The sequence below is a fragment of the Bradyrhizobium erythrophlei genome (genome assembly GCF_900129425.1).
Classification (GTDB): Bacteria; Pseudomonadota; Alphaproteobacteria; order Rhizobiales; family Xanthobacteraceae; genus Bradyrhizobium; species Bradyrhizobium erythrophlei_C.
Genome location: NZ_LT670817.1, coordinates 7,156,558 through 7,179,095 on the forward strand (window position 1 = coordinate 7,156,558; position 22,538 = coordinate 7,179,095).

Below are 22,538 nucleotides of genomic sequence, written 5' to 3' on the forward strand. Positions count from 1 at the left end.
ATCAAGCCGGCAACCCGGTTGCGGTTGGGAGCATGCCATGGCCAGCACCACATTCAATCCCGCCTCTGACGTTCGATCAAATCCGGCGGCACAGACGCTCGTTCAAAACTGGTGGCTATTCGCGCTGCGAGGCGTTCTCGGCATCATCTTCGGATGCATCGCGCTGATCTTTCCCGGCCCGACAATACTGTCGTTGGTGATCTTCTTCTCGGCCTATATGCTGGTCGATGGCGTCTTCGCAATTATCTCGGCTGTGCGGGCGATCCGCCGCAAGCAGGACCGCTGGGGATTGCTGATATTCGAAGGTCTGCTCAATATCGTCGTGGGCATCGCCGCTTTTCTCTGGCCGGGCCTTACCGTTGTTGTGTTCGTCTGGCTGATTGCTGCATGGGCGATTGTCTCGGGTGGACTGATGACGGCCGCTGGCTTCCAGTTGAACATCGATCATGGCCGGTGGTGGCTGGTTCTGAGTGGGCTGCTGTCTCTTGCGTATGGCGTTCTCCTTATCATCATGCCGTTGATCGGCGCGATTGTGCTCACCTGGTGGCTGGGAGCCTACGCCCTCGTTTTCGGCGTCGCGCTGGTGGTGTTCTCGTTCAAGCTTCGGTCGCGACGGCATGAACTGAGCAGCCCGACCGCGGTCGGAATGGCCGCTTGAAGTCGATGACGTCCAGGGCATCGCATCATCGAAGTCAAAAAGGCCGGGCCAATGCCCGGCCTTTGCAAGACAGTGAAACGATCGCAAGCACCGACGACGAAATCCTCGAAAGCCTGATCGATACCTTTCCAGCGAGCGACCCGCCAGCCTGGGTTGCGCTGGCCCGTGTCGGCATTCCCAAACGAAAACCGACATCGCGGCGGGCTCGAAAACCACGACATCTATGATCGAACAAGCATTACATGGTCACCTTCAAATTGTGCCTTCGGCAGTAGCCGATTCTTGGCGCGAACACCCCGTCGCCATGCGACGAAAGCCAGTTTGGCGTTGCCAACACCGCAAGATAGGTATCCAATTCGTCCGGGCAGCGCCAGCTAGTTCGGGGCGCAAGCAATGCCGTGGACAGAGCCGCCTGCAAACTCCAACGAGTTGCGACGTTGCATTCGCGATCTGGTCGCGCTCTCAGCGCTCCCGGCCGGATGGCAGAATTATGACATGCGCCAGATCGGCGGCAGCTTCGTCGCTGCACTGATGTCGATACTGGACGCCGATTTCGTTTTCATAGCACTTCCCGGCGAGGGCAATCAGCTGATCAGCGAACTGGCCCGCAACAAGCTGACGCCCGAAAGCCTTAAACATGTGCGCATGATGCTGCAGCGGAAAAGCGCGCTGCTCGGCAGCGGACAGGAATTTGTCTTTGGCCACGCATCCGGCGGCGGCCTGCACGTGGCGACCGCCCCAATCGGGTTCGGTGGCGATGCCACACTTGCCGCAGGCTGTTTTCGCGACACCTTTCCAACCAGAACGGAAAAGCTGCTGCTGAATACCGGGGCCAATCAGGTGGCGATCGCCTTTCGGCAGTGGCTGGGAGACGCCGAGAAACGAAGGTTCACGGCGATCGTGCAGCGGACAACCGATTTCATTGGCATCGCGTCCCTCAACGGTCAGATTCAATATATTAATCCGGCAGGTCTTGAGCTGGTGGGACTTGACGCCCTCGACCACGCCTTGCGGCTTCACGTGCTCGATTTCGTTTCGCCGCAGGACCGTACCACGGTTAAGCGCGAGATCTGGCCGCTGGTGCTTCGCACCGGGCGGTGGAAGGGAGAGTTCGAACTCAGGCATTTTGGATCTGGAATGCCAATCCCCTTCCTGGTCGATTGCTTCAGGATCGACGATCCGCGCACCGGACAGCCGATGAACGTTTCAACCGTGAGCCGCGATCTCAGCGAACAGAAGAACTCGGAAGCCGCGTTGCGTAACTTGAACGAGAGCCTGGAACGCCGTGTTACAGATCGAACATTTGAATTGGCACACGCCAACGAAGGACTCGTCGCGGAGAGGCTTGAACGCTCGCAAGCCAATTTGCGCTTTCATAAATTGCAGAATGAACTGTCGCGGGCAGCCCGTCTCACGGCCGCCAGTCAGATGGCCGCCGCCCTTGCGCACGAAATAAGCCAACCGCTTACGGCGGTCGTCAATTCAGTCAATGCGGCCAAGCGGCTGCTTGCACGCGGGGGGCCGGCCAATTCCCTGACCGCGCAGGAAGTCACCGACGAGGCCGCCGGGCAGGCGTTGCGGGCCAGCGAAATCGTCCGCAGCCTCCGCCAATTGGTCAGCACGGGCGAGACGGAAAAGCGACCGGAGGCGCTTGCTTCGTTGATCGAGGAAGCCGGTGCCCTCGTATTGAGTGGCATCGCTCCGCAGGAGGTCCATCTGGGGTTTGAACTCGATGACGGCGCCCGGATTGTACTGGTGAACCGCGTTCAGATCCAGCAAGTGATCATCAACCTGATCCGCAATGCGTTTGAGGCGATGGCCGATCAAGAACCGCGGCGAGTCACCCTGTCGACCAAGGCTCTCGATGACGACATGATCGAGATCGCCATCGCCGATATTGGACCTGGAATTCCCGGCGCTATTGCCGGCCGGTTGTTTGAGCCATTCGTCTCGAGCAAACACGATGGCATGGGGTTGGGACTGTCGATGTCGCGTTCGATTATCGAGGCGCACCGCGGCCAATTGACGGCGGAGCCGAATCCCGGGGGTGGAACCATTTTTCGCTTTACCCTTCCGTCCGGCGGAGCGGCAAATGGCGACTGAACGAACCGTCTACGTTCTGGATGACGACGACGCCGTGCTTCGGTCGCTGAAACGTTTGCTGAGTTCGGCGAACTTCGAGCCGGTCACGTTCGACCGTCCGGACGCGTTTCTGGCGGCAGCCAGGACGTTCAAGACCGGATGCGTCCTGCTGGATGTCTGCTTACCTGGCGTGAGCGGGCTGGATGTCCAGACCCAACTGCTCCAGATGAGAAGCGACATCGCAGTCATTGTGGTGACCGGCCAGGGAGATGTTCAAACCGCTGTTCGCGCGATGAAGGCGGGCGCAAGCGATTTCCTGGAAAAACCATACAGCGATCATGCGCTGCTCGGATCGATCGAGGCGGCGTTCAGCAGAGAAACCCACTTCGATCGCGACCGCGAAATCGGCGACGCCGTCCGGCGGATCGCAACCCTCAGTCCACGCGAGCGAGAAGTTCTTGACCAACTGGTGTCCGGCCGCCCCAACAAGTTGATCGCGTACCATCTCGGGATCAGCGTGCGCACGGTCGAGGTCCACCGGGCGCGCATGATGGAGCGGCTTGGCGTGCGGCAGCTCGCCGAGGCTATCCGCGTCGGTGTGCTGGCGAGGCTGAACGTCTCCGCAGCCGGCGACAAACGATAGAGCCGCAACAGAGGCTCGATCCCGCCACGATCGGCTCATGCCACCATTGCGGGTTCGGCGAAACGGTCTTCCAAGGCGCCCCGGTTCAAAATCTTGACCGTTCGCTTGCCTGCCAAGGCAATAACGCCGCGATGCTGCAAATCGGTAATGGACCGGCACACGGTCTCGACCGAGACGGCCAGATAATCGGCGATGTCATAGCGGGACACCGGCAGTTCCACTTGCCCCCTCTTTTCGGACCCGCGTCCATCGAGCGAAAGCAGAAAAGAGCCAACCTTCTCGAGCGCGGTGATGCCGCCGAGGATCTGGAGCTGATCCTGGGAACGCGTGAGAGACTGAAACGCCACCTCGCGGAGCTCGCGCGCGAACAGCGGGTCGCGTTCTGCCAACTGTTCGACCCGTGTGCCGGGATAGCTTGCAAGCACGGTCTCCTCGACTACCGCTTCGATCGTCCCGTCCCTCTTGCTGTCGGAGACGAAGAAGTCCTGCGGCAGCATCAGATCGACGATCTGTCGCCGGCCGTCGGAACGGATTGTGCAGCGCCGGACCGCGCCAACAATAACACAATACCAGTGGCCCGCAGGCCCCGGGCTATTGGGAATTTCCTGACCGCGATGGCAGTGCATAATCGCAGCAACTGGATCGAGGCGCTTCAGCCCATGGGGCTGCGCCGAAAGTATCCGCCGATAGTAATCTGCTGCATGGCTTCTCGCTTTCATGACCGCATCCTTTTGTCTCGAGAATTACCTCAGGTGCAGAGGAAGGCACCGTTGCTCGGGACGGACCGTCGCCCATCGCTGACGATCAGGCAATTTGGCGAATCTGCGTACCGTAAAACTACGTAACCCGGCCGCGGGAACAGGGCCGCGGACAACAAACACTCGCGGGCGAACGTTGCAATGCTCGAAATTGATTGCAATCGACGGCGTCACCGCATGGGGCGCCTATTGGCATGTCGACCGCCAATCTCGCGCGCGGTAAAAACATGCCTTGCTGGGCGGGCGCCGGCGCATAACAGAGTTGCAAAAGGACCGCGGTCGGCGCGACGATTCAAAAAGCTTCCTCGAATTGACAATGGTCAGTGCTGGCTCGGGGTCTGGGGATTACCCCCTGACCATGCTTAAACCTCAGGAGAGAACCATGGCTGCCTTCACTGGATTCCGAACGTCTCTGAAATCCGGCATTGATGCTTCGGCTTTACCGGGTCCATCCCGCGTCGCTCCTGCGGCACGACCGCGTTCTTCGGGCTGGATGATCTGGACCGCGCTCGCGGTCACCCTTGCCGCAGGCCCCGCGCTGCCGCAAGCCGGGGTGCAGCTCGTCAAGGTGGATCTTTCGGTCGTCGCGAAAGGCTATCGGATGAGCAAGCTGATCGGCAGCAGCGTCATCAACGACAAGAACGAGAAGATCGGGACTGTCGATGATGTGATCGCGGACAAGGACAAGAAGCAGCTGAGTTTCGCAGTGTTGCAGGTCGGCGGCTTCCTCGGCGTGGGCGGGCATCTTGTGGCAGTGCCGTATGAAAGCTTAGTCATTGACGATACCGGCCAGAAGATCACCCTTCCCGGCGCGTCGAAGGACGAACTGAAGAAGTTGTCTCAATTCAACTATCCGGCGTCGTGAAGCCGCTACCTGGGGAAACCCAGATGCTCGGGTCGTCAGAAGATATCCTTGATCGGATGCGCACGCGCGAGGTGACGGGCGTCTTCCATTCGCGGAAGGCGCTCATCGACGCCGCAGAGGAGCTGCTTGTTGCGGGAATCGACCGCGCGGATATCGACGTCAGTGCCTCGGTCGACGAGCTGGACCGGCGCTTGAATTACCAGTCAATTCCTGCGGCGGATCTCGCCGATATGCCCATCACCCCTCGGCAATCCTTCATGGGCATCGACGACGTGCTAAGCGCCGAGGCCGTCGCTGGCAGCATCGCCGGATGCATCGCTGCTATAGCCGTTGCAGCCATCCTTGTCGCGCGCGGCACAGAGCCTCTCTACGTCGGCATCTTTTCGATACTGAGCGGGCTTACCGTAGGCGGCATAGCGGTGACCCGAGTACGTCGGCGGCTATATCGAGAGCGCACGCTCGGATTGGAAAAGCAGTCTGAATGGCAGGGCTTGCTTATCTGGGTGCGAGTCCGATCGCCGGAGAAAGAAGCCGAAGCCCAGGAAATTCTGGCGCGGCATGGCGCCGAAGCCGTCCACGTTCACGAAATCGAACTGGCGAAAACGCCGAAGGATCTTCCGCTCCATTCGCTGCGAGTCGATCCCTGGCTGGGTGACGAACCACTTGGAAGGCCATAGCCCCGCTCACGCTGATCCGAGGTTGCCGGCCGGCGGCCTTGATCGGAGGACTCGTCGACGTTCCCAGCAACCGTTGTCATGGCGAAGCCCTCCCCCCGCGAACGATAAACCTGGAGCAGAAGTTGATGGTCGTCATGGCTGCGCCGGTCACCTCAAATAAATTGCCTGCGATCGGCGGCGTGATCAGCCGAGCCGAGTAATCCCCTTAGTACAGACGAGGAGCCAGTCATGAAATCCGACAGTGAAATCGAACGCGATGTCCGGGATGAGCTGAAATGGGATCCCGATCTTGACGCCGACGACATTGCGGTCTCGGTCAAAAACGGCGTTGTTACGCTGGCGGGCTTCACCCGTAGTTACACCGACAGACTTGAAGCCGAGGCCGCGGCGAAGCGGGTCGCGGGAGTCCACGCGGTCGCGAATGATATCGAGGTCCGGCTGCCGGCGATCGATCAGCGTCCCGATCCGGATATTGCGCGAGACGCGGTTGCGGCCCTGAAGGCGGAATTGCCGATTTCGTATGACCGGATCAAGCTCGTCGTCAAGGACGGCTGGATCACTCTGGAAGGCGCGATGGAGTGGCAATATCAGAAAACCACCGCTGAAACCGCGGTGCGAAAAGTGAAGGGCGTCAAGGGTGTCACCAACGTCATTACGGTGAAGCCGAAGGTGGAACCCTCGGAGCTCAAGCGCAAGATCCAGGACGCATTCAAGCGAAATGCCGAGGTGGATGCCGATCGGATCACCGTCGAAGCGAACGGCAGCGTGGTGACGCTGAAAGGCACCGTTCGCTCCTGGATCGAGCGCCAGGAAGCCGAGCGCATCGCCTGGTCGGCGCCCGGCATCACCAACGTCGAAGACCGAATCGTGGTCAGTCCGTAACAGCGCCGTTTCAGCCGATACGACGCAACATTCAGCAAATCAACCAGGGCAACAAGGAGGTTCCCATGAGGCTAACGTCACTGGTTCCATTTCGTGATGGCGGCGCGTTGACACGACCTGATTTCGGATTGTTCGGTCTGCATCGCGAGATCGATCGGCTGTTTAGCGAATTCGCGCAGGCGGTAGGCCCGAGCGCGAAGATTATCCCCAACATCGAAATCTCGGAAACCGACAAGGCAATCGAGATCAGCGCGGAGATGCCGGGCCTCGAGCGCAAGGACGTCGAGATTTCGATTGACGATGACACCCTCACCATTCGCGGCGAGAAGAAGATCGAGGAAAACCAGAAAGACAAGAACGTTCAGCTCAGCGAGCGCAGCTACGGCGTATTCCTGCGTGTGCTGCAACTGCCTCCCGGCATCGATCCGTCGAGCGTTCAAGCCACCATGTCGAACGGCGTCCTGAAGATCGCGATTCCGAAGCCGGCCAGATCCGAGCCGAAGAAAATCGAGGTTAAGGAAGAGGCCAAGCAAGAGAATAAGGCCGCCGCTTGAGTCCCCAAGCGGCCGCGGGACGCGCTGGCCGTCTTTCCTCCCGACGCACCTGGCGCGTCCCGCGTATTAATCGAACAAAGTCTGAAACGGCGAAAGCGTTTACACGCATCTTTTGAACAAGGAGCATGATCATGGCGAAGGCAATTGGCATCGATCTCGGAACCACCAACTCTTGCGTTGCCGTGATGGAAGGAAACAAGGCCAGGGTGATCGAAAATGCCGAGGGCGGCCGCACCACGCCGTCGATGGTCGCCTTCACCGACGACGGCCAGGTCCTGGTCGGCCAGCCGGCCAAGCGCCAGAGCATTACCAATCCGGAAAACACGGTCTACGCCATCAAGCGGCTGATCGGCCGACGCTATGACGACCCGATCACCGCGAAAGACAAGGCGATGGTGCCCTACCATATCGCGCCCGGCGACAATGGCGACGCCTGGGTCGAGGTCAGGGGCAAGAAATACTCACCGAGCCAGATCAGCGCCTTCATTCTCACCAAGATGAAGGAAACCGCGGAAGCCAATCTCGGCAGCGCCGTCACGCAGGCGGTGATCACCGTGCCGGCCTATTTCAACGATGCCCAGCGCCAGGCCACCAAGGACGCCGGCCGGATTGCCGGTCTTGACGTGATGCGGATCATCAACGAACCGACCGCGGCAGCACTGGCTTACGGGTTGGACAAGAAGGGAAGCGGCAAGATCGCCGTCTATGACCTCGGCGGAGGCACCTTCGACATTTCGATTCTCGAGGTCGGCGACGGCGTGTTCGAGGTCAAATCAACCAATGGCGATACCTTCCTCGGCGGTGAGGATTTCGACAACCGGATCATGGACTATCTGGCTGAGGAATTCCGCAAGGAGAATGGCATCGACCTGCGCAAGGATCGCCTCGCGCTGCAGCGGCTCAAGGATGCCGCCGAAAAGGCCAAGATCGAACTCTCGAGCGCCACCCAGACCGAGGTCAATCTGCCATTCATCACGGCGGATCAGAACGGGCCGAAGCATCTTGCCATCAAGCTGTCACGGGCAAAGCTGGAGGCCCTGGTCGACGATCTGATTCAGCGCACCATCGAGCCGTGCAAGGCGGCGTTGAAGGACGCCGGTCTGCAAGCTTCCGACATCAACGAGGTCGTGCTGGTCGGCGGCCAAACCCGGATGCCGAAAGTCCAGGAAACCGTGCAGAAACTGTTTGGGCGGGAGCCGCACAAGGGTGTCAATCCGGACGAAGTGGTCGCAATCGGTGCGGCGATCCAGGCCGGCGTGCTGCAGGGCGATGTCAAGGACGTTCTCTTGCTCGACGTGACGCCGCTGTCGCTCGGAATCGAAACGCTTGGCGGCGTCATGACCAAGCTGATCGATCGCAACACCACCATACCGACCAAGCGCAGCCAGGTTTTCTCGACGGCCGAGGACAATCAGACGGCAGTCACCATCCGCGTCTTCCAGGGTGAGCGCGAGATGGCGGCCGACAACAAGCTGCTCGCCCAGTTCGATCTGGTCGGGATTCCGCCGGCGCCGCGAGGCGTCCCGCAAATCGAGGTCACCTTCGATATCGACGCCAACGGCATCGTCAACGTCTCAGCCAAGGACAAGACGAGCGGCAAGGAGCAGAGCATCCGGATCCAGGCGTCCGGCGGCCTGAGCGAGGCCGATATCCAGAAGATGGTCAGGGAAGCCGAAGCGCATGCCGAAGAAGACAAGCGCCGCAAGGAACTGGTCGAGGCGCGCAACCAGGCCGACGCGGCGATCTATAGCACCGAGAGGGCCCTGAAAGAGGCGGAGAACAAGATCCCCGCCGACCTGAAGAGGCAGGTCGAACAGGCGGTCGCCGACGCCAAGCAAAATCTGACGTCGGAAAATGTGCAATCGATCCGCCAGGCGACGGAACGTCTGCAGCAGGCCGCTTCTAAAATCGCCGAAGCGCTCAATCGCGCGGCCTCGCAAGCCGCCAATGACGCCGGCGGGCAAGCCAAACCGTCCGGTGACGGAAGCGGCGCTTCCGACGACAACGTCGTCGATGCCGAATTCGAGGAAGTCGATCCTCCCGGCCGCAAGGCGTCCTGAAACATTGAGGCTTCACGCTGACGCGTCGAGTATGAGATCGGGAGCATGACATGGCGGAAAACACCATGGACAACGATGTCGACCCGTCAGCTACGGGCAACGGCAATAATAACGATCCGGCATCCGAAATCGCTGCTTTGCGTGAGCGGTTGATGCGGGCGCTGGCCGAGACCGAGAATACCAGGCGTCAGGGTGAACGGCGCGCGCAGGACGCCCAGCAATACGCGATCACGAACTTTGCCCGCGAATTGCTTCAGGTTGTCGACAATCTGCGCCGTGCCCTCGGCGCCGCCGAGGGGGACGCTGGAAAGGGAGACGGATTGATCGAGGGCGTGGCCGCCACCGATCGCGTTCTGACACAGATTCTTAATCGATTCGGCGTCAAGGAAGTCAGCGCCCTCAACCAGCCTTTCGATCCCGGCAAGCACGAAGCGGTGATGGAGACGGATCAGACCGAACAACCACCCGGCAGCGTGGTCCAGGTTTTGGAAAATGGCTACACGCTTCACGATCGTCTGTTGCGGCCGGCGCGTGTCGTAGTGGCCAGGTCGTCGCAGCCATCATCGCAGCCGGCAGAACAATGACGCCACATTCGCTCGGCTTTGCCGGCGTGCAGACAGGAGTGGGCATTGGCCGAGGACCCCTACACAACGCTGGGCGCGAAAAAGGACGCGACCCAGGACGATATTCAAAAAGCCTATCGCCGGCTGGCGAAAAAGCTGCACCCGGATCTCAATCCCGGCAACAAGATTGCCGAAGACAAGTTCAAGGAGGTTTCGGCTGCCTACGATCTCTTGGGCGATCCGGACAAGCGCGCGCGGTTTGACCGCGGCGAAATCGACGCCTCAGGCACGGAGCGGCCGCGCCAGCAATACTACAGGGATTTCGCCGATCAGAACGGTTGGTCCGCCTACACCAACAACTCGGGCTTTTCCGATTTCGGCGATTTCGCCGGCAGCGAAGATATTCTCTCGGAGATTTTCGGCCGTGCCGGCAGCGCAGGCCGGCGCGGGCGGGGCCAGGACGTCCGCTATCATCTCGAGCTTTCTTTCCTTGATGCCGTCAATGGCGGCAAGCAGTCTATTGTCCTTCCTGACGGCACCACGCTGGATGTCAACATCCCGCCGGGAACGCGGGACGGCCAGATCTTGCGACTGAGAGGCAAAGGTCGCCCGGCGCCGGGCGAGGGTCCGGCAGGCGACACGCTGATCGAGATCAGCGTGCTGCCGCATCCCTACTTCACCCGCAAAGGCGACGACATCTATCTGGACCTGCCGATATCGCTGAAGGAGGCGGTGCTGGGCGCCAAGGTTCGGGTCCCCACCCCCGGCGGAGCGGTCGCGGTGGCGGTGCCAAAATGGTCAAATACCGGTCGCGTTCTGAGGCTGAAAGGACGTGGCGTGCCGCGGGCCGACGGCAGCAAGGGCGATGAATATGTCAAGCTGATGCTGATGCTTCCGGAAAAGCCGGATCCCAAACTCGAAGCATTCGTCGCGGGGTGGCAGCCGGTGGAATACAGTCCGCGGCAATCGATGGGAGTGTGATGATGGAAACCCAGGAATTCATCGGTCGATCGCACCTCGATACCCGGACATTGAATGCCTGGGTCGAAGCGGAGTGGCTGGTACCGGTAGCCAGCAAAAGAACATTTCAATTTTCAGAAGCCGATCTGGCGCGGGCGCGGCTGATCGGAGATCTTAAGGCCGATTTCGGCGTCAACGACGAGGGCATTGCGATCATTTTGCATCTGCTCGATCAATTATACGGGCTGCGCTGCCTGGTCAGGGATATTCAGGCGATGGAAGCATCCGATCGCAGCAAGGATGTCGGCTGACGGGCGTCGATGTGGCGGCGTATTTCGGCCGCGATTTCGAAAGAGCGGAGTCTCGCCGTGTGGTCGTAGATTTGCGCCGTCAACATCAATTCGTTTGCACCGGTCTCGGCGATGAATGCTTCAAGCCCGCTCTCGACGGCGTCCGGAGCACCGACCACGGAATAGGCCAGCGCCTCCTCGACTCCTATCCGCTCCGGCGGCGACCAGTGTTCATCCATGTTGTCGAGCGGCGGCGGCAAGGGTCCGGGCGTGCCGCGTCGCAGGCTGACGAATTGCTGTTGCAGCGATGTGACGAGACGCCGCGCCTCGGCATCGGTATCGGCGGCGAAGACATTGACGCCAACCATCGCGTAAGGCTCGGAAAGCTGTTCCGACGGCTGAAAGCGGGCGCGATATACATCGAGCGCCCGCATCAGCTCCGAAGGGGCAAAATGCGACGCGAACGCAAACGGCAAACCGAGCATCGCAGCGAGTTGTGCACTGAACGTGCTCGATCCGAGCAGCCAGATCGGGACCCGCAATCCCGCACCTGGCACAGCCCGCACCATCTGGTCGGGTTGCAGCGGTCCCAGCAGGGCCTGCAATTCGATGACATCATGGGGAAAATTCTCAGCGGTGGTGGCCAGATCCCGGCGCAACGCGCGCGCGGTACGCTGATCGGTGCCGGGTGCGCGGCCGAGCCCGAGATCGATGCGGCCCCGGTAAAGCGATTCCAGCGTACCGAATTGCTCTGCGATGACCAGCGGCGCATGGTTTGGCAACATCACGCCGCCCGATCCAACACGAATGGTCCTGGTGCCGCCGGCGATATAGCCGATCACCACCGCGGTCGCAGCGCTGGCGATGCCGGGCATATTGTGATGCTCGGCAAGCCAGAACCGCTTGTAATTCCAGCGTTCGGCGTGTTGCGCCAGATCGAGCGAATTGCGGAAGGCCTGGGCCGCATCGCTGCCCTGATTAATCGGCGACAGGTCCAGAACCGAGAAGGGAATCACCAGCATCTCCAGTTTTCAGATAATCTCGCGGCCAAGAGATCGCGGGCACACGCCAGATGCGATCAAGCTTCGTCCTTCCCGTTATTTAGGTATCTTCCGCAGCCGGCGTAGTCCCGCGCCGAAGAATTGCTGTTGTCACGACTGGATCAAGCCAAAGTCGTAGCGGAGGATAGCGGTCAGCGGCGCCCGGTCCGGCAATTCCTCCCTCCGCGCACCCAGCACCCTCGCCCCGGTAGACAGTGCGCGCCGCGCAACTTCGTCGACAACACTGTAGGTCTCGGCATCGTCGGAAGCTGAATATATCACACTGCCATCGACGTCGCTGACGATACCGGGAACAACCGCGTCGAGATCGACGAGAAGTTGCTCGACGGCGCCTGCGGTTGCGGCATGCGCGGCATAGGAGACATCCGTCGTCGCACGTCGCGGCTTCAGCTGGTCGTAGAGCGCGATCGCCGCCTTTACCTCGCGCGAATAGAGACGGTCGAGAATCGGGATCGCGGCGTCTTCCAGCTCCGCATCCGTTTTCTGATCCGGATTTCCTTCGATTATCTCGTCGGCCAGCCCGGGATAGCTATTGAGCGAACGGTACATCGAGGCGAGCGGCTCCTCCGCCGCAACAACCAGCGGGGTGTTCAGCCCGGCGAATACGTTGTGTATGGCCTGCTCGACCTTCCTCACATATTTATGCAGCAGCACCTTCTCGCCTTCCAGGTTTTGCAGCCGGCCACGCGGAGCCCGTACGTGAAAGGACGGACGCCGTGTCGCTTGCTCGGCGTTCCCAGGCAGGTCTGGAATCTGCAGCCGCACCGGCGGAAAATTGGCGAAGGCGTGGATCAGCCGGACGCTTTCTTCCGCCAATGCCAGCACGAAGATATCGTGCGGCGACGTCATGGCGCGTATCAGTGGCGTCAGATGCAGCCGATCCGCCACCTCGGCCAGCGGTTTTGGCGAGTTGGGAAGGCGAAACATTCGCATCAGCCCGGGGGTCGAGAGCACCGCCAGCCCATGCGCCTGATAGTGCCAGAACGTTTCGAACGGGTCCGGCTTGGCGCGCTGGAGCTTTCTGATTTTGTCTTCATCCTGAACGTCGCGCTCAAGGCCGGCAAGATGATCGAAGCGCTCCTCGAAATCGACGATCTTGCGCTTGTCGACGCCAGTCTCCCTCAACTGCGCCAGTGCCTCCCTGGCGAGATCTCTGAACGCGATGCGATTGGCCCGGATGTTTTCGACCAGGGGAGAGACGGGTAAGTACACCGAAATGCAGACCTCGCCCTTGATCTGTGCAAGCGCCTTAAACTCCTCCAGGGTCGGAATATCGATGTGAAGCATCGGCCCCTCGTTCAGCACCGCCGGCCTAATCGAAAAACATTGACTGAGGCGCCGCCCGGCGGCCTTGATGACTATCAATCACATCGGTAACTCCAGCGCCCAGGCAAAGACGCAAGCGGCGGCAAATCCGATCAGGACATGACCCCATTCCAGCAGCCCCCAATCCCGCATCAATTTGCGCAGGGGTGAGACGGCTGTTCCCGGCGGAATCACGAACAGCCAGACGTTCACCGGCATCATCACAAAATAGGCGTATGGCCAGCTCGCCAGGATGATGGTGCCGCCGATGAGCCAGCGTACGTCGCCATTGGTCTTGAACTGAATGTAGGCGAGAATGGCCGATACCACGGCAAAAACCGACAACACCAGCGTGCCGCGCCGGTTGCTCCATTTCCATTCTTGAAGCATCGCCGCGCCGCTGAGTGCCAACCGGGCCGGCTGCTCGACCAGACCGATATAGGTAGTCGCGCCAAGGAAGCTGGCGGCGGCAGCGAATGCGTACAAGCCGGGCCGCATGGTGCTGGCTCCCTGGCGCGAGACGGCGGGTTGCCCAATCAGTGCGACATGAATATCGGAACAGTCATCGACTGGAGCATACCGCGGGTCACTCCGCCCAGAATCATCTCGCGCAGCTTGGCGTGGCCGTAGCCGCCCATCACGATCAACGTTCCGGAAACGTCGGCGACGTAAGACAGGATGGCGTTGGTAACGACGATGTCGGCCGCCGGAACTGTCACGATCTGAACCTTGACGTCGTGGCGGGCGAGATGCTTCGCCATTTCGGCGCCGCGAATCTCGTTCGGGGAGGTGTTGGTCTTTTCGTTCAGCACGATCAGCAGGTCGACCGTCGTCGCCTTGACCAATAGCGGCAGCCCGTCGTTGACGGCGCGTGTCGCCGCTCGGCTGCCGTCCCAACAACACACGACATGGTCGAGCTTCAGTCCATCCTTCTGGATGTACGGCACCACGATCAGCGGACGTCCGGACTCGAACAGCGAAGCTTCGATCAGGTCATCATTGTCCACACCGTTCGGCTCGGACTGCATAAACACGCCGAGATCGAAACGCCGGGCGAGTGTCGACAGGACTGCCGGTGCGGTCGCCCCTACCGGCTTGAGCAGGCGGTGCTCCGCGGAAATCAGGCTGCGCCTGGCGGCGGCTTCGAAACGTTCTATCGCGGCCAGAGCGGCCTTCTCACTCTCGGCGATCATCTGGGTCACGATATCGGGTGGAATTTCCAGCATCACGTAGCCCGGAAAATCTGGCGCATAGGCAAAAGCAACTGCGGCGAGATGCGCATCGAAGATCTCGGCGATCGTGACGGCAAAGTCGCGAGCCGGATCGCGCGCTGCCTGGTGCTCCAGATGGACGATAATGTCCTTGATCATCGAATTACTCCCGTGGGACGTGAGGCCCTCAGAGAAAGCATTATCGGGGTCGGTGCTCTCGTAGGCATTGATGCCGGTCAACCCAGCGACCACCGATTGGTCGATGTGGCGGCGGCCGGCTCTTCGCGCTACACGTCCCCGGAACGAAATTGGGCCGCCGGGGTTTTATTTTGGGGTTGCGCCCTTACGTGCTTTCCATCCCCTGCGCGGCTGCTGCCGGGAAAGCGTGGCATTTTGCCTACTCGGTCCCTGGGCGTTATGTGCTGTGTACTTCCTCGTAACTGGTCACCGGATATTCAATTCGATCTAGGGAGCCCATGCCACGCTACTATTTTCATTACCGGGACGGATCATCGATATTCGAGGATGTCGTCGGCGAGGTGTTTGCGGACGCTTCCTTGGCAATACAGCATGCCACGAAGATCGCTCGCGAATTGGTGCGAGGCGGCGAACCGACCAATGCCGCGATCGTCGTCGTCGAAGGCGGCCAGCATCTTTTCGAAGTTCCGCTAGGCGAACAGGGCGACTAGGACAGCCGCTTGATCCGCACCACCGGCATCGTCCGACGCGGCATTTCGTCGCCGGTGCGGTGACCGGACCCGCTGCTCAGTAGCAATCCTCGACACGGTGAACGTGCCAACGCCATCCGTCCCAGAAGCGTTCGCGTCGGATGTAACATCGCGGCCCGAAATAGACGGGCTCGTAGGCATAAGCGTCATAGTAGGGCCCGGGGGCCGCGAGTGCTGCGCCAAGAATGGCCCCTGCCGCCAGGCCGCCGACGATTGGAGCGACGGGAAAGCCATGATGCCATCGGGCGTCCGCTGTCGTCGGGCTCGCAACCGCACCGATCGAAACTGTCGCGCCAAGCGCGAGTGTGGCCAAGGTTTTTTTCATCACACAATCTCCACTTCTTCGCATCGAAAAAATTCGCACGTCCGGTATCTGACAAGTTTCGGACGTTCCACCCCACAGGCTTACGAATGTAAGAGCCCGGCACGCAGCAGGCATTGGCGTTCGTCAACGATTGGATTGTCGTTATCGAATGCGGTCGTCGATAAAAGCCATCCGGGAATTGATTGCTATCATGGCCAGCTGCGCCTTGTTTTGCCTGTTACCGGACTGGACCGGCCGTCGATTCCGATCGGTGGCGACTTCAAGAGGAGAGATCCATGGCCGTGACGCTAAACCGCCGGGCATTCGAGCATGCCAAGGAGCTTATCAACGAAGGACGGATTGTATTGGACGAGCGAGATGCATGGAGCGAACACCGGCCGACTGCCGAGCAGGAAAATGAATTCATTCGCCTCCACGGCTTTGACGAATACGGCAGGTGGTATTTGGGACTCAATGACGAAAAACCCGAGCAGACCAAGGGACACTACGAATTTCCCTATGGGGATTTCAGCAAGATCCATCGCTGTGGCGTGCTCTCGGCAGAAGGCCGCGCCGGCCAATACCAGCACTATGACATCGAAAACGCGGTCGCGCACCTGCATGGCATGCTGGATGCCCGGAAGGGCGCGCCGGCATCGAAGCGTACACGCGCGGCTTCTCCCGGAAAAACGGCGCGCGGGGCCCGACATTCGGCGCGGTGACACGATCGTCGTTTCAGCGGTTCACCAACCAAAACACCAGGCTGAACAGCACACTCAGCAGAAGACACGTCATCAGCGGAAAATAAAATGTTACATTTTCGCGCTGGATCACGATGTCGCCGGGCAGCCGGCCCAACCCGATCTGGCTCAGATAGGGCCAAAGCAGGCCGGCCGCTAGAAGGACAAGGCCGAGCACGACCAGAAAGCGCGCCATCGCGGTCAACCTCTCGGATCGCTTGCGTCAATTATCCCGGCGCTGGCCGAACAATTGCAGCAGCATCATGAAAAGATTGATGAAGTCGAGATAAAGCGCCAGCGCACCCATCACCGCCTTCTTGTCTGCGATTTCAGCGCTGTCCGACTCGAGATACATCTCCTTGATACGCTGGGTGTCGTAGGCGGTAAGGCCGACAAATACCAGGACGCCGATGACGGAGATTGCGAACTGAAGCGCGCTCGAGCCGACAAAGATGTTAACCAGGGACGCGATCATGATACCGATCAGTCCCATCATAAGGAACGAGCCGAAACCCGAAAGATCGGACTTCGTGGTGTATCCGTAGAGGCTCATCGCTCCGTAGGTCGCGGCGGTGATGAAGAACACACGCGCGATCGACGTCCCGGTGTACACCAGGAAAATACCTCCCAGCGACAGCCCCATCACAGCGGCATAGATCCAGAACAGCATCATCGCCGTTCCGGCGCTCATTCGCTGGATGCCGAAGCTTAAGGCCAGCACGAAGCCGAGCGGCGCCAGCATGACGATCCAGATCAGCGGCGTTCCAGCGATGGCCTGGTAAAAGCCAGAGGCTGCGGCGGCGTAGGCGACGATGCCGGTCACCGCAAGGCCGCCGGCCATGTAACTGTAGACGCGCTGCATGTAGGCGCGCAGGCCGGCATCGATCTGGGCGCCGACCCACGGCGGCGTGGCCATTCCGTCGGGTGTTCGCCGGGGGTTATAATCGTAATAGCTCATGAGTTGCTCCTGTGCGGTTGGTTCGGCTTTCCTAGCGCAGAATCATCAGTTGCATCGGTCCCATCGCGAGGCGCGCGCAAGCGACAAGTCGGCGGTCTCGCGTCTCTCAGGGAGCCCCGTGCCGGGTTTGTCTGTCGACAAGAAGCAAACCGATCACCAGCACAAGAAGCAGTATCGCAAGCCCGTAAGTACCGGGAAACACCACCCAGAAAATCAGAGCGCCCAGCACGGTCGCGGAAACAACGAACCAGAGCAGCATCGCCGCCCCGACGCCAGCCATGACCAACAGGAACGGCAGCAGCAGTAACGTTACAGCCACCACCATAATTCCCAACAATAACTGCTCGAGGATCACTGCAGCCTCCGGATCGCGACCATCAACCGAGAATGAGGCGACCGGCTGATCGCGGCCTTGACGGACATCAAATTCCGACCGATCGGCTAATGCGCATGCAGCGCGCGTTCGCTGCGAACCTGGTCGGCGGTATAGGGCACGGCGTTCGGATCGAATGATTGCCAGCCCGATTTCCTGTAGAGTTCGCTGCGCTCCTGCAGATCCACCGCCGACTGGTTCATGATCGGCACGATCCGCGGCAATTCGCTCTGCGGCACCCGTGCGGCGACCACGGTTCCGCCGCGGCGCACGCCCTCGACAAGGACTTGCGCGTCTTCTTCGCTGATGCCGGCATTGGTCAGCGCCCCGAGCAGGCCGCCGGCGACGCCGCCGATCGCCATGCTGCCCAACAGAGCCGCGAGCCATCCGGCGCCGACGACGGCGCCGACACCGGGAATTGCCAGCATGGTGACGAGGCTAGCCGCGGTCGCCGCGGTGGCGCCGATCGCAGCGCCGAGCGCCGCTCCCTCGACCTTGCCATCGGCTTTGCTGCTCGCGCCATAATCCCGCACGGGGACAACATTGGCGGTCTTGGTGGCACTGTACCAGGTGTCGGAATTGTTTGAAATCACGCTCTTCTCCGACGGTGGCAGGCCGGCAGCTTCGAGCATGACCACGACCCGATTGGCGTCGGTGTATGAATCGTAGAGACGGCAGATGGTGATCAGCATGACACGATCCCTTTGCGAGAAGGCCTCTGCAAGAAGCGGCAACCGCGGCCGGGCGACGGCTCCAACAGCGCTGGTGGTTTTTTCTCACCGCGGCCACTGACAGCGCCTTGACGAATATCAATGCAATGTCGCGGATTTCGCTCCGATGCGAACATTCAATTTCAGAAAAATTGCCTGACCGGCGTCAACTCCAGGCTTCTTAAAGGGTCCTAAGTTGGTTAAATTCCGACAACCGAGTTTAGGGGCCCGATTTGTCATGTCCTCTCTTGTTGCAAGGCTTCACGATGCCGCGGTCACGCCGGAGGCGTGGCCCGACGCGCTGACGGACGCAGCGGGCGTCGCGGGCGTCGCGGGCGCAGCATTGATCATTTTCAACAAGAGCACAGGCAAGGTGGATGAGGCGCGTTCTGCGGCCTTAGCGCTGGATTCAAGTCCGATTACGTCCGGCACTACGCTGCCCTGGACCCGTATTCGCCATTGCTCGATGGAAGCTGGAAAAAGCTCTCCGAGTGTCTTCCGGACCGGCTGTTACGAAGCAGCGAATGGTACAACGATTTTCATATTGACGTGCGGCGTTCGCGATATTCTGGGGACACGGCTTGTCGATACGTCCGGTCATTGCGTTATCTTCGGTATTCACCAGCAGATCGGGCGCAGCTTCTCCGAAAGCGTCGATTCGGTCGTAAATCTCGCGGGCATCCCGTTGAAGCAGGCCGCTTGGCGCCATATCGAGCGTCTCTCTTCGCCGAGATCCGCTATATTCGACCTATCTCAAACAGAGGTCTCGGCTGGAAGCCGGTTTTATTTCCACGTTGACAACGGCAGCCGGTATCCGGACGAAACGGGATCGGTTTTTTCGACGGCCGATGACGCCATGGCGCATGCCATTGTTGTTGCCCGCGAACTCGCGCAAGATGGCAGCTGGCACGGATCATCCATTCTCGTTACGGACGACCGGGGACACGAGATTGTCCATGTGCGAATAGGCCGGTAGGATCGCTCGAGCATTCCTTCGCGACAAAATAGATCGCCTATTCCGGCAACCCGCGCGAGGCGCCGGAAAGCCGCTGACGAACAGCGTCGTTGGCCTTAAGATCGGCTGGCGGCAACCCCGCCAGCACGGCCAGCCGGATCGCTTCGGCAAGAGAGTGGGTCCCGAGTCGCGCCAGCATACGGGCGCGGTGCACCTCGACCGTCCGCGCGCTGATGCCGAGATCGTAGGCGATCTGTTTGGTCGAACGGCCGGCGACCAGCCCATCGAGCACTTGGCGTTCGCGCGGGCTTAACTTCGCCATCAGCTTGGCGGCGACCACGCTTTCCCGATCACGGGTCGGACCCCCATCCAGCGCCAATGCAGCGTTGATGGCATCGAGAAGCGCTTCGTCGTTGAAAGGCTTCTCGATGAAATCGACCGCACCGCTTTTCATCGCCTGCACCGCGGTCTCCACATCTCCCCATGCAGTCATCACGATCACCGGCATGTTGAACCCAAGGGAGTTGAGCCGCTCCTGCAGCTCCAGTCCGTCCATTTCCGGCATTATGATATCAAGGAGAAGGCATCCGTCGCTGAGGTCCGGCGCGGCATCGAGAAATGCGAACGCAGTCTGATACGATACCGCCGTCAATCCCGCCGCGCGGAAAGTACGTTCGAGTGAGCCGAGCAATGCCGCATCGTCGTCCACAATGTAGACAATGCGAACCGGTGAACCTTTTGATTGCATCGTTCTCCCCGTTTTTGGCGACGGTGGCGCGTGCAAAGCGCCGGGTCGCACCACCGGCGTAGGCCGCTTTGCTCCCCGCGCTTCGCTACGTCAAACGAGCTGGACTTACCGCCGCGCAGACTGCGGAACATCTGCTCCGGCATTCTCCAGCACCGAGTGAATACAATTAAGCAGTTCGTCGTCGCTAAATGGCTTGGCGAGGTAACCCGCCGCCCCAGCATTCATCGCCTGGGCGCGCGCGCCGTCATCGGTGAAAGCGGTAATGAAGATGATCGGGACCACGGAGCCCGACGCGACCAACCGTTTCTGCAACTCAAGGCCGTTCATGCCCGGCATATGGATATCCAGGATAAGGCACGAAGTCTTGGCCAGGCGATCGGAGCCGAGAAATTCTTCCGCCGAGGCAAAGGTTTCCACGGCGAAGCCATACGATTTCATCAGGCGTCGGACCGCTTTCCTTATCGAATCGTCGTCGTCGACGATCATGACGATGGTTTGATTGCCGGTCATGGGCTAACTCCTGCGGCCAAAGGCAAGGTGAAGCCGAACACGGCGCCAAAGGGAGATCCGGATTCCGCCCACAAGCGGCCATGATGAGCTTCAATGATGGTGTTACTGATTGCCAGCCCCATTCCCATGCCCTCGGGCTTCGTGGTGAAGAAGCTTTCGAAGATGTGGTCCCGGTTTGCGGGGTCAAGACCACGACCGGAATCCGCCACGTTGACGACGATGCTGCCTTGATCGTTGAGTTGAGAGCGGACCGTCAAGATACGTGGGCGGTCAGTGACCGCACGCATCGCGTCGATGCCATTCATGACTAGGTTGAGAACGACCTGCTGCAACTGGACCCGGTCAGCCATGATGGTCGGAAGCTTTGAACGCAGGTCGGCTTGGACGGCGACGCGATGTCGCTGCAGCTCGTCACGGGTAAGCGCCAGCACTTCCGCGATCGCGCGGTTGACATCCACCTGCCCTCGTTCCGGCGCGGTGTTCTTTGACATCGCGCGGATACGTTTGAGCACTTCGCTGGCGCGCCTGCCGTCGCGGACGATTTCGCCCACCGCGTCCTTGACCTCGTCCAGATCGGGCGGCGAGAAGCCGAGAAAGCGCTCACACGCTTGGCCATTGGTGATGATCGCCGCAAGTGGCTGATTGACCTCATGGGCGATCGATGCCGAGAGTTCGCCCATGACGGTTAGTCGCGTGGCACGCGACAGGGCATCCCGGGCGTCGTGCCAGGCAACCTCGGCGCGCTTGCGCTCCGTGATGTCCTCGATGATGGCGGGTATGCCCTGGAGCGAGCTGCTCGAATCGAGGGCCCGCGCGGCGCTGACGCGCACCCAGATTACTTTGTTATCCTTGCGGCGATACCGCGTTTCCGTGGGCAAGTCCTGGCGCTTGCCGTTTTGCATATCCTCGATCAGCTTTTGGGCGGCCTCGCGGTCGTCTTGATGCGTAATGTCCAGCGGGCCGAGCGACTGCAGTTCCTCGCCGCTGTAGCCGACCATCTTCTGAAGCGCCTCGTTTGTTGCCGCGAAATGATGCTGCTGATCAAGGACCGCGATGCCGACCGCGGATGCTTCGAACATGCTGCGCCAACGCTCTTCGCTGGCACGGAGTGTGGCTTCGGTATTCCGCCGCCGAACGACTTCGTCTTGAAGGTCCGCAGTGCGGGCGGCGACACGCTGCTCAAGTTCCGCATTTACCTCACGCAGTGCGGCTTCAGCGCGCTGCCGCTGACCGATCTCTCCGCCAAGAAGCTGGTTTGCCTGCTCAAGCTGCGCCGTGCTCGGAAGCGCCAGCGCCAGCGGCATCACCTTCCAGATCGCGACCCCGGTGCCGATCGAGAGCAGCGCCGTGATCGCTTTGATGCCGCCCTCGACCCGATAGTCTGGATACCACAGGGTCCAGACGCTCATCGCGTGCGTCGTGCCGCAGGCAAGGATGAAGAGACCCGTCAGTACGAAAATGCTGGAGAATGCGAAATCGGTGCGCTTCAATACGAAATAAATCAGGGCGATCGGAATCGAATAATAGGCAAGCGCGATCGACGAATCCGCGGCCACATGGAGCGCGATCAGTTCCGGTTGCCAGAGAAAGCACATGCCGTGCGGCATGTAATCCTGCGGCGACATCAACCATGAAAGAAACGATGTCATGCTATGGCTTGCCTCAATGTCTGGAGAGCCGTGCAACATGGGCGTCGGCATGAGCTTACTCCCGAGTCTTGCGAGGGATTAACATTCGATCTATTCCGCGCGAGTGCTAGTCGCGGACGAACTCGCAACTGCGAAGTATTCATGCACCAGAGCGCCCTGGGTTCTCGGCACGCACTTAAGCGCTATCACATCGGCTCCGACGTCCACGGTCCCTTTGGACGAGTCTGACGGCATCCGCGACAAATTCGATTACGTATAATTACGTAACGGCGCATGAGCCGGGCGACCAACCGG

General features: G+C 60.4%; 28 protein-coding genes. 15 read left to right on the forward strand and 13 right to left on the reverse strand.

Features of this window, described 5'->3' with window-relative positions; genetic code table 11:
- Positions 1–37: 37 nt before the first annotated feature.
- From B5527_RS34010 to B5527_RS34020, 3 genes are all read left to right on the forward strand, one after another.
- Positions 38–658 carry an HdeD family acid-resistance protein gene (locus tag B5527_RS34010; protein WP_079605401.1) on the forward strand — a complete coding sequence of 207 codons (621 nt, stop codon included), beginning with the start codon at positions 38–40 and terminating at the stop codon, positions 656–658.
- Between the two features lie 648 nt (positions 659–1,306).
- The gene (locus B5527_RS34015) at positions 1,307–2,761 is read left to right on the forward strand and encodes a PAS domain-containing sensor histidine kinase (RefSeq protein ID WP_245332782.1); all 1,455 of its coding nucleotides are present in this window, start codon (positions 1,307–1,309) and stop codon (positions 2,759–2,761) included.
- Entirely contained in the window at positions 2,751–3,383 is a 633-nt protein-coding gene (locus tag B5527_RS34020; protein ID WP_079605403.1) for a response regulator transcription factor, read from the forward strand. Before B5527_RS34015 ends, B5527_RS34020 begins: the two co-directional genes overlap by 11 nt.
- A gap of 35 nt (positions 3,384–3,418) precedes the next feature.
- Here the strand turns inward: B5527_RS34020 and B5527_RS34025 are convergent, their stop codons facing one another.
- Positions 3,419–4,102, reverse strand: coding sequence for a helix-turn-helix domain-containing protein (locus B5527_RS34025; protein ID WP_079605404.1), 684 nt, complete (start codon positions 4,100–4,102; stop codon positions 3,419–3,421).
- A gap of 532 nt (positions 4,103–4,634) precedes the next feature.
- On the opposite strand from B5527_RS34025, the gene B5527_RS34030 reads away from it, so the two are divergent.
- From B5527_RS34030 to B5527_RS34065, 8 genes are all read left to right on the forward strand, one after another.
- Positions 4,635–5,006, forward strand: coding sequence for a PRC-barrel domain-containing protein (locus B5527_RS34030; RefSeq protein ID WP_245332366.1), 372 nt, complete (start codon positions 4,635–4,637; stop codon positions 5,004–5,006).
- Positions 5,007–5,029: 23 nt separating this feature from the next.
- Complete coding sequence (locus tag B5527_RS34035) at positions 5,030–5,683, forward strand: hypothetical protein (protein ID WP_154072673.1); 654 nt, start codon at positions 5,030–5,032, stop codon at positions 5,681–5,683.
- 228 nt (positions 5,684–5,911) lie between these two features.
- Positions 5,912–6,565, forward strand: coding sequence for a BON domain-containing protein (locus B5527_RS34040; RefSeq protein WP_079605407.1), 654 nt, complete (start codon positions 5,912–5,914; stop codon positions 6,563–6,565).
- A gap of 65 nt (positions 6,566–6,630) precedes the next feature.
- Entirely contained in the window at positions 6,631–7,119 is a 489-nt protein-coding gene (locus tag B5527_RS34045) for an Hsp20/alpha crystallin family protein (RefSeq protein WP_079605408.1), read from the forward strand.
- A 131-nt stretch (positions 7,120–7,250) separates the two neighbouring features.
- A complete protein-coding gene (gene dnaK / locus B5527_RS34050; RefSeq protein ID WP_079607716.1) occupies positions 7,251–9,179 on the forward strand; it encodes a molecular chaperone DnaK in 1,929 nt (642 codons plus the stop codon).
- Between the two features lie 50 nt (positions 9,180–9,229).
- Positions 9,230–9,763 (forward strand): nucleotide exchange factor GrpE, encoded by a 534-nt coding sequence (locus B5527_RS34055; protein WP_079605409.1) that lies wholly within the window; start codon positions 9,230–9,232, stop codon positions 9,761–9,763.
- 45 nt (positions 9,764–9,808) lie between these two features.
- Entirely contained in the window at positions 9,809–10,723 is a 915-nt protein-coding gene (locus B5527_RS34060; protein ID WP_079605410.1) for a DnaJ C-terminal domain-containing protein, read from the forward strand.
- Positions 10,724–10,725: 2 nt separating this feature from the next.
- Positions 10,726–11,013 carry a chaperone modulator CbpM gene (locus tag B5527_RS34065; protein WP_079605411.1) on the forward strand — a complete coding sequence of 96 codons (288 nt, stop codon included), beginning with the start codon at positions 10,726–10,728 and terminating at the stop codon, positions 11,011–11,013.
- Here the strand turns inward: B5527_RS34065 and B5527_RS34070 are convergent.
- The 4 genes from B5527_RS34070 to B5527_RS34085 all read right to left on the reverse strand — a co-directional run bounded on the left by B5527_RS34070 (position 10,971) and on the right by B5527_RS34085 (position 14,728).
- Positions 10,971–12,008 (reverse strand): LLM class flavin-dependent oxidoreductase, encoded by a 1,038-nt coding sequence (locus B5527_RS34070; protein ID WP_079607717.1) that lies wholly within the window; start codon positions 12,006–12,008, stop codon positions 10,971–10,973. The two genes, B5527_RS34065 and B5527_RS34070, sit on opposite strands and share 43 nt — an antisense overlap.
- Positions 12,009–12,143: 135 nt before the next feature.
- Positions 12,144–13,340 (reverse strand): hypothetical protein, encoded by a 1,197-nt coding sequence (locus B5527_RS34075; protein ID WP_154072674.1) that lies wholly within the window; start codon positions 13,338–13,340, stop codon positions 12,144–12,146.
- A gap of 78 nt (positions 13,341–13,418) precedes the next feature.
- Positions 13,419–13,856: a DUF1772 domain-containing protein gene (locus B5527_RS34080; protein WP_079605413.1), complete on the reverse strand. Its 438-nt coding sequence runs from the start codon at positions 13,854–13,856 to the stop codon at positions 13,419–13,421.
- Positions 13,857–13,894: 38 nt separating this feature from the next.
- Complete coding sequence (locus B5527_RS34085) at positions 13,895–14,728, reverse strand: universal stress protein (RefSeq protein ID WP_079607718.1); 834 nt, start codon at positions 14,726–14,728, stop codon at positions 13,895–13,897.
- 317 nt (positions 14,729–15,045) lie between these two features.
- Here B5527_RS34085 and B5527_RS34090 point away from each other — a divergent pair, with 317 nt between their 5' ends.
- Positions 15,046–15,258, forward strand: coding sequence for a DUF6894 family protein (locus B5527_RS34090; protein ID WP_079605414.1), 213 nt, complete (start codon positions 15,046–15,048; stop codon positions 15,256–15,258).
- A gap of 76 nt (positions 15,259–15,334) precedes the next feature.
- On the opposite strand, the gene B5527_RS34095 is transcribed toward B5527_RS34090, so the two are convergent.
- Positions 15,335–15,622 carry a hypothetical protein gene (locus B5527_RS34095; RefSeq protein ID WP_079605415.1) on the reverse strand — a complete coding sequence of 96 codons (288 nt, stop codon included), beginning with the start codon at positions 15,620–15,622 and terminating at the stop codon, positions 15,335–15,337.
- 275 nt (positions 15,623–15,897) lie between these two features.
- Here B5527_RS34095 and B5527_RS34100 point away from each other — a divergent pair, with 275 nt between their 5' ends.
- Positions 15,898–16,323 (forward strand): hypothetical protein, encoded by a 426-nt coding sequence (locus tag B5527_RS34100; protein ID WP_197689241.1) that lies wholly within the window; start codon positions 15,898–15,900, stop codon positions 16,321–16,323.
- A 13-nt stretch (positions 16,324–16,336) separates the two neighbouring features.
- On the opposite strand, the gene B5527_RS34105 is transcribed toward B5527_RS34100, so the two are convergent.
- The 4 genes from B5527_RS34105 to B5527_RS34120 all read right to left on the reverse strand — a co-directional run bounded on the left by B5527_RS34105 (position 16,337) and on the right by B5527_RS34120 (position 18,364).
- Positions 16,337–16,537, reverse strand: coding sequence for a DUF2905 domain-containing protein (locus B5527_RS34105; RefSeq protein ID WP_079605416.1), 201 nt, complete (start codon positions 16,535–16,537; stop codon positions 16,337–16,339).
- 27 nt (positions 16,538–16,564) lie between these two features.
- Positions 16,565–17,299 (reverse strand): Bax inhibitor-1/YccA family protein, encoded by a 735-nt coding sequence (locus tag B5527_RS34110; protein WP_079605417.1) that lies wholly within the window; start codon positions 17,297–17,299, stop codon positions 16,565–16,567.
- Positions 17,300–17,405: 106 nt separating this feature from the next.
- Positions 17,406–17,654: a hypothetical protein gene (locus tag B5527_RS34115; protein WP_079605418.1), complete on the reverse strand. Its 249-nt coding sequence runs from the start codon at positions 17,652–17,654 to the stop codon at positions 17,406–17,408.
- A gap of 86 nt (positions 17,655–17,740) precedes the next feature.
- Positions 17,741–18,364, reverse strand: coding sequence for a hypothetical protein (locus B5527_RS34120; protein ID WP_079605419.1), 624 nt, complete (start codon positions 18,362–18,364; stop codon positions 17,741–17,743).
- 214 nt (positions 18,365–18,578) lie between these two features.
- Between B5527_RS34120 and B5527_RS34125 the strand changes: the two genes are divergently transcribed.
- Entirely contained in the window at positions 18,579–19,358 is a 780-nt protein-coding gene (locus B5527_RS34125) for a DUF6894 family protein (RefSeq protein ID WP_154072675.1), read from the forward strand.
- Positions 19,359–19,395: 37 nt separating this feature from the next.
- Here the strand turns inward: B5527_RS34125 and B5527_RS34130 are convergent, their stop codons facing one another.
- The 3 genes from B5527_RS34130 to B5527_RS45555 form a co-directional block, all read right to left on the reverse strand.
- Positions 19,396–20,085, reverse strand: a complete 690-nt coding sequence (locus B5527_RS34130; protein ID WP_079605421.1) for a response regulator transcription factor — start codon at positions 20,083–20,085, stop codon at positions 19,396–19,398.
- Between the two features lie 105 nt (positions 20,086–20,190).
- Positions 20,191–20,595, reverse strand: a complete 405-nt coding sequence (locus B5527_RS34135) for a response regulator transcription factor (protein ID WP_079605422.1) — start codon at positions 20,593–20,595, stop codon at positions 20,191–20,193.
- Complete coding sequence (locus B5527_RS45555; RefSeq protein WP_172842751.1) at positions 20,592–21,674, reverse strand: PAS domain-containing sensor histidine kinase; 1,083 nt, start codon at positions 21,672–21,674, stop codon at positions 20,592–20,594. The genes B5527_RS34135 and B5527_RS45555 overlap by 4 nt, the downstream gene beginning before the upstream one ends.
- On the opposite strand from B5527_RS45555, the gene B5527_RS45560 reads away from it, so the two are divergent.
- Positions 21,624–22,229: a hypothetical protein gene (locus tag B5527_RS45560; protein ID WP_172842752.1), complete on the forward strand. Its 606-nt coding sequence runs from the start codon at positions 21,624–21,626 to the stop codon at positions 22,227–22,229. The genes B5527_RS45555 and B5527_RS45560 overlap by 51 nt on opposite strands.
- Positions 22,230–22,538 lie beyond the last annotated feature (309 nt).

Excerpts from the sequence above, each read along its gene's own strand:
- B5527_RS34010 (WP_079605401.1), top strand. The coding sequence starts at position 38 with ATGGCCAGCACCACATTCAATCCCGCCTCTGACGTTCGATCAAATCCG.
- B5527_RS34015 (WP_245332782.1), top strand. The coding sequence starts at position 1,307 with ATGCTGCAGCGGAAAAGCGCGCTGCTCGGCAGCGGACAGGAATTTGTC.
- B5527_RS34020 (WP_079605403.1), top strand. The coding sequence starts at position 2,751 with ATGGCGACTGAACGAACCGTCTACGTTCTGGATGACGACGACGCCGTG.
- B5527_RS34025 (WP_079605404.1), bottom strand. The coding sequence starts at position 4,102 with ATGAAAGCGAGAAGCCATGCAGCAGATTACTATCGGCGGATACTTTCG.
- B5527_RS34030 (WP_245332366.1), top strand. The coding sequence starts at position 4,635 with ATGATCTGGACCGCGCTCGCGGTCACCCTTGCCGCAGGCCCCGCGCTG.
- B5527_RS34035 (WP_154072673.1), top strand. The coding sequence starts at position 5,030 with ATGCTCGGGTCGTCAGAAGATATCCTTGATCGGATGCGCACGCGCGAG.
- B5527_RS34040 (WP_079605407.1), top strand. The coding sequence starts at position 5,912 with ATGAAATCCGACAGTGAAATCGAACGCGATGTCCGGGATGAGCTGAAA.
- B5527_RS34045 (WP_079605408.1), top strand. The coding sequence starts at position 6,631 with ATGAGGCTAACGTCACTGGTTCCATTTCGTGATGGCGGCGCGTTGACA.
- dnaK (WP_079607716.1), top strand. The coding sequence starts at position 7,251 with ATGGCGAAGGCAATTGGCATCGATCTCGGAACCACCAACTCTTGCGTT.
- B5527_RS34055 (WP_079605409.1), top strand. The coding sequence starts at position 9,230 with ATGGCGGAAAACACCATGGACAACGATGTCGACCCGTCAGCTACGGGC.
- B5527_RS34065 (WP_079605411.1), top strand. The coding sequence starts at position 10,726 with ATGGAAACCCAGGAATTCATCGGTCGATCGCACCTCGATACCCGGACA.
- B5527_RS34075 (WP_154072674.1), bottom strand. The coding sequence starts at position 13,340 with ATGCTTCACATCGATATTCCGACCCTGGAGGAGTTTAAGGCGCTTGCA.
- B5527_RS34080 (WP_079605413.1), bottom strand. The coding sequence starts at position 13,856 with ATGCGGCCCGGCTTGTACGCATTCGCTGCCGCCGCCAGCTTCCTTGGC.
- B5527_RS34085 (WP_079607718.1), bottom strand. The coding sequence starts at position 14,728 with ATGATCAAGGACATTATCGTCCATCTGGAGCACCAGGCAGCGCGCGAT.
- B5527_RS34090 (WP_079605414.1), top strand. The coding sequence starts at position 15,046 with ATGCCACGCTACTATTTTCATTACCGGGACGGATCATCGATATTCGAG.
- B5527_RS34095 (WP_079605415.1), bottom strand. The coding sequence starts at position 15,622 with ATGAAAAAAACCTTGGCCACACTCGCGCTTGGCGCGACAGTTTCGATC.
- B5527_RS34100 (WP_197689241.1), top strand. The coding sequence starts at position 15,898 with ATGGCCGTGACGCTAAACCGCCGGGCATTCGAGCATGCCAAGGAGCTT.
- B5527_RS34105 (WP_079605416.1), bottom strand. The coding sequence starts at position 16,537 with ATGGCGCGCTTTCTGGTCGTGCTCGGCCTTGTCCTTCTAGCGGCCGGC.
- B5527_RS34110 (WP_079605417.1), bottom strand. The coding sequence starts at position 17,299 with ATGAGCTATTACGATTATAACCCCCGGCGAACACCCGACGGAATGGCC.
- B5527_RS34120 (WP_079605419.1), bottom strand. The coding sequence starts at position 18,364 with ATGCTGATCACCATCTGCCGTCTCTACGATTCATACACCGACGCCAAT.
- B5527_RS34130 (WP_079605421.1), bottom strand. The coding sequence starts at position 20,085 with ATGCAATCAAAAGGTTCACCGGTTCGCATTGTCTACATTGTGGACGAC.
- B5527_RS34135 (WP_079605422.1), bottom strand. The coding sequence starts at position 20,595 with ATGACCGGCAATCAAACCATCGTCATGATCGTCGACGACGACGATTCG.
- B5527_RS45560 (WP_172842752.1), top strand. The coding sequence starts at position 21,624 with ATGATGCTGCTGATCAAGGACCGCGATGCCGACCGCGGATGCTTCGAA.
- B5527_RS45555 (WP_172842751.1), bottom strand. The coding sequence starts at position 21,674 with ATGTTCGAAGCATCCGCGGTCGGCATCGCGGTCCTTGATCAGCAGCAT.